Raw genomic sequence first — 5,347 nt, forward strand, 5'->3', positions numbered from 1 at the left:
CCGGTGCGGCCATCCGCAGGCTGGTTGATTTGCAACCGGTGCTGGCACTGGTCGAACGCGGCGATGAGGTGGTTGAACTGCCGTTGGCGCAGGTGGTGACGGGCGATGTACTGCATCTGCGTCCGGGCGCGCGGGTTGCGGTGGATGGTGAGGTATTGTCCGGTCAATCCTACGTTGACGAAAGCATGATCACGGGCGAACCGACGCCGGTTGCGAAAACCGCCGGGGAAACGGTTGTCGGCGGCACGGTGAACAGCACCGGCGCTCTGACCTATCGCGCAACGGCCGTGGGCGCGGACACGATGTTGTCGCAGATCATCCGGATGGTGCAGGATGCCCAAGGCGCCAAACTCCCGATCCAGACCCTCGTTGACCGGATTGCGGGGGTTTTTGTGCCGGCGGTCATGGGTTTGGCCGTGCTGACGGTGGTGGTCTGGCTGATCGTCGGTCCTTCCCCCGCGCTTGCGCTGGCACTGGTATCTGGCGTCTCGGTGCTGATCATCGCCTGCCCCTGCGCGATGGGGCTTGCGACGCCGACCTCGATCATGGTCGGCACCGGGCGCGCGGCGGAACTGGGCGTGCTGTTTCGCAAAGGCGATGCGTTGCAAGGCTTGCAGGAAGCGAAGGTTATCGCACTCGACAAGACCGGCACCTTGACGATGGGCAAACCGGAACTGACCTCTTTTACCCTTGCCCCGGATCAATCGCGCGCCACCTTGCTGCCGATCCTGGCCGCAGTGGAGGCGCAGTCCGAACACCCGATCGCGCAGGCCATTACCCGCGCTGCCAAAGGCATGGACCTGCCGCAAGTGACCGGGTTTGACACCGTGACCGGCATGGGCGCGCGCGCCACGGTTGCGGGCCAAACCGTGTTGATCGGCGCGGATCGGTTGATGAAGCGCGAAGGTGTCGCCCTTGGCAAGCTGGAACAGGCGGGCCGGGATATCGCCAGCGCCGGGGAAACGCCGCTTTATGCGGCGATCGATGGCCAGATTGTCGCGGCGCTTGGCGTGTCAGACCCGATCAAGCCCAGCACACCGGAGGCGATCCGTGCGTTGCATGCGCAAGGGCTGAAAGTCGCGATGATTACCGGTGACAACAAGGCCACGGCAAAGATCATCGCCGGGCGGCTTGGCATTGATGAGGTGGTGGCCGAAGTCATGCCTGATGGCAAAGTAGCGGCCATCGCGAAGCTGCGGGGAAAATTCGGTGCGGTGGCTTTTGTCGGCGATGGCATCAATGATGCGCCTGCCCTCGCCGCCGCCGACATCGGGCTTGCCGTCGGCACCGGCACCGATGTTGCAATTGAAGCCGCCGATGTGGTGCTGATGTCGGGGGAGTTGACGGGCGTGGTCAACGCCCTCGCGATCAGCCATGCGACGATGCGCAACATCCGCCAGAATCTGTTCTGGGCCTTTGGCTACAATGCTGCGTTGATCCCGGTGGCGGCGGGGGTGCTGTATCCGTTCACCGGCATGCTGTTGTCGCCGATGCTCGCTGCCGGGGCGATGGCGCTGAGTTCGGTCTTTGTCGTGACCAATGCGTTGCGGCTGCGGCGCGTCGCGCCAGCACTTTCCCCGGTCACCAACAAGGTGACCGGGGCTGCTCCACAGATCACCGGAGCGGCAACATGAATATCGGAGAGATCGCCACCCGCTCCGGCCTGCCCGCCAAAACCATCCGCTATTATGAGGATATCGGCCTGATCAAACCCTTGCGCGATGCCAACGGCTACCGCGCCTTTCGCCCACAAGACTTGCACAAACTCGCCTTTCTCGCCCGCGCCCGCGCGCTTGGTTTTCGGGTGGAAGATTGCCGCACCCTGTTGCAGCTATACGAAAATCGGGCGCGCAGCAGTGCCGATGTGAAAGCCATCGCGCAGGAACATCTGGACCAGATCGAACAGAAAATCGCGGATTTGCGCGAAATGCAGCAGACCCTGACCGATCTGATCCGGAGTTGCGCCGGTGATGATCGCCCCGATTGTCCGATCCTCGCATCCTTGGCCAATCAAGGTTGACCGATCAGTTCACCGCCCAGAACCGAAAGCGCCCTTGTCCGGTAATTTCCCGGATCAGGCCCAGGTCTTCAAACCGCGTCATATTCCTTTGCACGGCGGCGCGGCTGGATTTTGTCAGCGCCTCCGCCATCGGCGCGGACAGCACCGGATTGGCCAGAAGTGCTGCGATCAAATGTTGTCGCGTGCGGCCCGACATTGTGGCGGTCGCTGCCTCGGCCCGGACCACCCAATCCTCCACCTGATCAAGTTGCACCAAGGCTTTGCGCGCCGCCTGATCGGCCCCGAGGATCCAGCGTGACAGCCGCGCCTGCACCGGTCCCCCAAGCCGCAGCGCCGAACCACCGTCAAGGGCCAGCGGCAAGAAGCGCATGCCTTGCCCGCCGATCAGCGCTGCAATCCTTGTCGCGGCGACCGCCGATTCGAGCAGTTGCGCCGGGGCGTGATCTTCCAGCGCGGAGCCTTGCGACGGTTCCGCCAGCGGCCAAAGCGAAAAACCGAATGCGGCTTGCGTGATCGGATGCAATCCTCTGACCTCAGCCATCGCATCCTGCCAATCCGCGATGCGATGCGACAGCGGGCTTCCCGCCTCCCCCTCTGCCGGGTTGTGCCGACCCAGAAAGGTGCGCAAATCTTCCAACGGGCCGGGACCGGCAATCAAACGTCGCAAGGCCCAATCGGCGCGGCCCAAGGCCTGTGCATCTTCGCGCGCGCTGCCGATGCACAGATGGTGCCACAGCGCCAGACTGTCGGCGCTGACGCGATCCCCCGCCAGCCATGAAAGCTCCACCGCTTCGCCCATCGCCAGCCGGTCCACCATCCCCGGCGCGCGGCGCAGGCGTTCCACCAGACGCCCGGCGAGAAAGGCAAGCTCTGCCAGGGGTTGCGCCAGTGTGGCTTCTGCTGAAACCCAGGCATCAACATCATAGAGCAAACGCCCTTCCCCGCGTGGCAAGGGGGGTGCGAAGGGGTCGCGCTCTGCATCGTCCACTGGGCCGGGCAGAAACCACAGGTCTTCATCCTCCGCCTGCGCAGGGGCGAAAGGGTCCTCTGTCAGGTCGCTGTCGTTTTCAAATTTCGGGGTGGGTGGCCGTTTCATCTGCGCAGATTAGCCAATTTTTGCGCATTGCGCCAAGCCCTTTCGCCGTCGAAAACGGGCTTGGCGCAACGATGTCAAAGCGGACGAAGCCGCAGTTTGATGTGCTTTTGTTCCAGAAAGGTCATCAATCCTTCCGGCCCGAGTTCGCGGCCAAAGCCTGACATTTTCCAACCGCCGAACGGAGCCTGAAGTTCGCTGGTGTCATTCACATTCACGCCAACCGCACCAAATTCCAACTTTTCCGCCACGCCCCAAGCCTGTTCCAGTTCACCGTAAACATAGGCGGCCAACCCGTATTCAAGGCCATTCGCGATGGCAAACATTTCCTCCATCGTTTCAAACCCGGTCATTGCGGCCAAGGGGCCAAAACTTTCTTCGTTCATCGGAAGCGAGTTCAGCGGCGCGTCGATCACCGTCGGGCGGAAATAAAGCCCGCGATCCAGATCGCCCCCAATGGCGCGTTTGCCCCCGGCCAGCACGCGGCCACCTTTTGCCACGGCATCCGCAATATGCGCCTCGGTCCGCGTGATGACTGATGCGTTCTGCACCGGGCCATAGCCGATTGCCGGGTCCATCCCGTTACCAACAACGGTTTCTTCGGCCAGTTGCGCCAACGTAGCCGCAAACTCAACTTTCAGGGAGTTGTGGACCAGAACACGATTCACCGTAATGCAAATCTGCCCCATGTTGGAAAACGCGCGCCGATGTGCGGCTTTTGCCGCCTCTGCCACATTCGCACCGGGCAGCACGATAAACGGCGCATGGCCGCCCAGTTCCAGCGACAGTCGTTTCAGATTGCCCGCCGCCGCGCGCATGATCGCCTGTCCCGCAGGCACCGAAGCGGTCGCCGAAATCAACCGGACGCGCGGATGTTCGGCCAACGCCGCACCCGCGACCGGGCCAAGACCCGGCAGGTCGGCGATCACTCCGGGCGGCGTGCCCGCCTCATGCAGGCAATCCACCATCATCGCGATGGCAAGCGGGGTTTCATGCGGGGACTTCACGACGATGGGGCACCCCGCCGCCAATGCGGGGCCAATTTTCCATGCATAAAGGTCAATCGGATAGTTCCACGGCACAATTCCGGCACAAACGCCGATGGGATGCCAGGTCACCAGATTGCGGATTTGCGGGCTGGACGCCGGGCGCAACGTGCCGAACACCCGCGTCGCCTCGGCGGCATAATAGCGCAACACATCCGCCCCGAACAGGATTTCCTTAAGATTGTCGGAGACGGGTTTGCCCTGCTCTCGCGTCAAAAGCCGCGCCATTTCATCGCTGCGGGCGATGATCAGATCGGCGGCGCGGGTCAGGATCGCCGCGCGATCTGCGGCAGGCATCGCGGCGAAACCGGCCGCAGCCACCTCAGCCGCCTTCACCGCCATGTCAATATCGTCGCGGCTGGCCAGCAGGGTGGAGCCGATCTTTTCCCCGGTTGCCGGGTTGATCAGGTCAAACCGCTCTGCCTGCACCGGGTTGTGCCATGCGCCATTGATGAAGAATCCGCGCTCCATCACCGCGCCCTCAGCCGACGCCACAACTCGGCATAGTTCTTGTCGTTCTGCACCGTTGCGGCGGCTTTATCGACCGTGTTCGGGCTGACCATGATATAGGGGTCGCGGCCCGCCGCTGCGATAATCTCCGCCGTTACCGCGTTGATGGCATGACCAATTGCAACCGCGATGGAGGTGGAGGTGGCACCGACCTTCCCCTTCACCCCTTCAATCTGGATCGCGGCATCGCCCACCGGCACACCAGTATCAATCACCACATCGGCCAGCTCAAACAACCGCTTGCCACAGCTATGCCGCGACGGCGTGACCGAAGAATGCGGCACCGAAGTCACCCCGATCAGCTTCATCCCCTTCTTCTGCGCGGCCACTGCAATATCCAGCGTCACAGCGTTCAGGCCGGAATGGGAAAAGATCAGCATGGCATCGCCAGCGCGGGTTTCATGCGCGGCAAAGATCGCATCGCCGTAACCTTCCTGCCCGTGGATAAAGCGATACTGCCGTGCGCCGCCATCGCCCAGAACCCGATGAAACGAAATCATCGAGCTTTCAACGATCGGCCGGAACCCGGTGACGGTGCCAGTGCGCGGAAACATCTCCATCGCGGCGAAAGAGCCGTGACCGGTGCCAAAGGTGAACACCAGATTGTCGGCCATGATCGCCTTGGCGCAAATTGCACCAGCCACGTTGATCGCCTCGGCTTGGGTCTGCTGCACACGG

General features: G+C 62.7%; 5 protein-coding genes. 2 read left to right on the forward strand and 3 right to left on the reverse strand.

Features of this window, described 5'->3' with window-relative positions; translation table 11 throughout:
* A partial coding sequence (locus tag L0H65_RS13620; RefSeq protein WP_301459593.1) for a copper-translocating P-type ATPase occupies positions 1-1,634 on the forward strand: 1,634 nt, incomplete at its 5' end.
* A complete protein-coding gene (gene cueR / locus L0H65_RS13625; RefSeq protein WP_301459594.1) occupies positions 1,631-2,020 on the forward strand; it encodes a Cu(I)-responsive transcriptional regulator in 390 nt (129 codons plus the stop codon). The genes L0H65_RS13620 and cueR, both read left to right, overlap by 4 nt.
* Positions 2,021-2,024: 4 nt before the next feature.
* Here cueR and L0H65_RS13630 read toward each other — a convergent pair whose 3' ends face one another.
* From L0H65_RS13630 to L0H65_RS13640, 3 genes are all read right to left on the reverse strand, one after another.
* Positions 2,025-3,116, reverse strand: a complete 1,092-nt coding sequence (locus L0H65_RS13630; RefSeq protein WP_301459595.1) for a helix-turn-helix domain-containing protein — start codon at positions 3,114-3,116, stop codon at positions 2,025-2,027.
* A 74-nt stretch (positions 3,117-3,190) separates the two neighbouring features.
* Positions 3,191-4,630, reverse strand: a complete 1,440-nt coding sequence (locus tag L0H65_RS13635; RefSeq protein WP_301459596.1) for an aldehyde dehydrogenase — start codon at positions 4,628-4,630, stop codon at positions 3,191-3,193.
* The coding region (locus tag L0H65_RS13640) for a sugar isomerase domain-containing protein (protein WP_301459597.1) at positions 4,630-5,347 on the reverse strand (718 nt) is incomplete at its 5' end. The genes L0H65_RS13640 and L0H65_RS13635, both read right to left, overlap by 1 nt.

Origin of the sequence: Pseudorhodobacter sp., assembly GCF_030452865.1 — a bacterium.
Classification (GTDB): domain Bacteria; phylum Pseudomonadota; class Alphaproteobacteria; order Rhodobacterales; family Rhodobacteraceae; genus Pseudorhodobacter.

What these genes read in the sequence shown, in the direction of transcription:
- cueR (WP_301459594.1), top strand. Translation starts at nt 1,631, where the DNA reads ATGAATATCGGAGAGATCGCCACCCGCTCCGGCCTGCCCGCCAAAACC.
- L0H65_RS13630 (WP_301459595.1), bottom strand. Translation starts at nt 3,116, where the DNA reads ATGAAACGGCCACCCACCCCGAAATTTGAAAACGACAGCGACCTGACA.
- L0H65_RS13635 (WP_301459596.1), bottom strand. Translation starts at nt 4,630, where the DNA reads ATGGAGCGCGGATTCTTCATCAATGGCGCATGGCACAACCCGGTGCAG.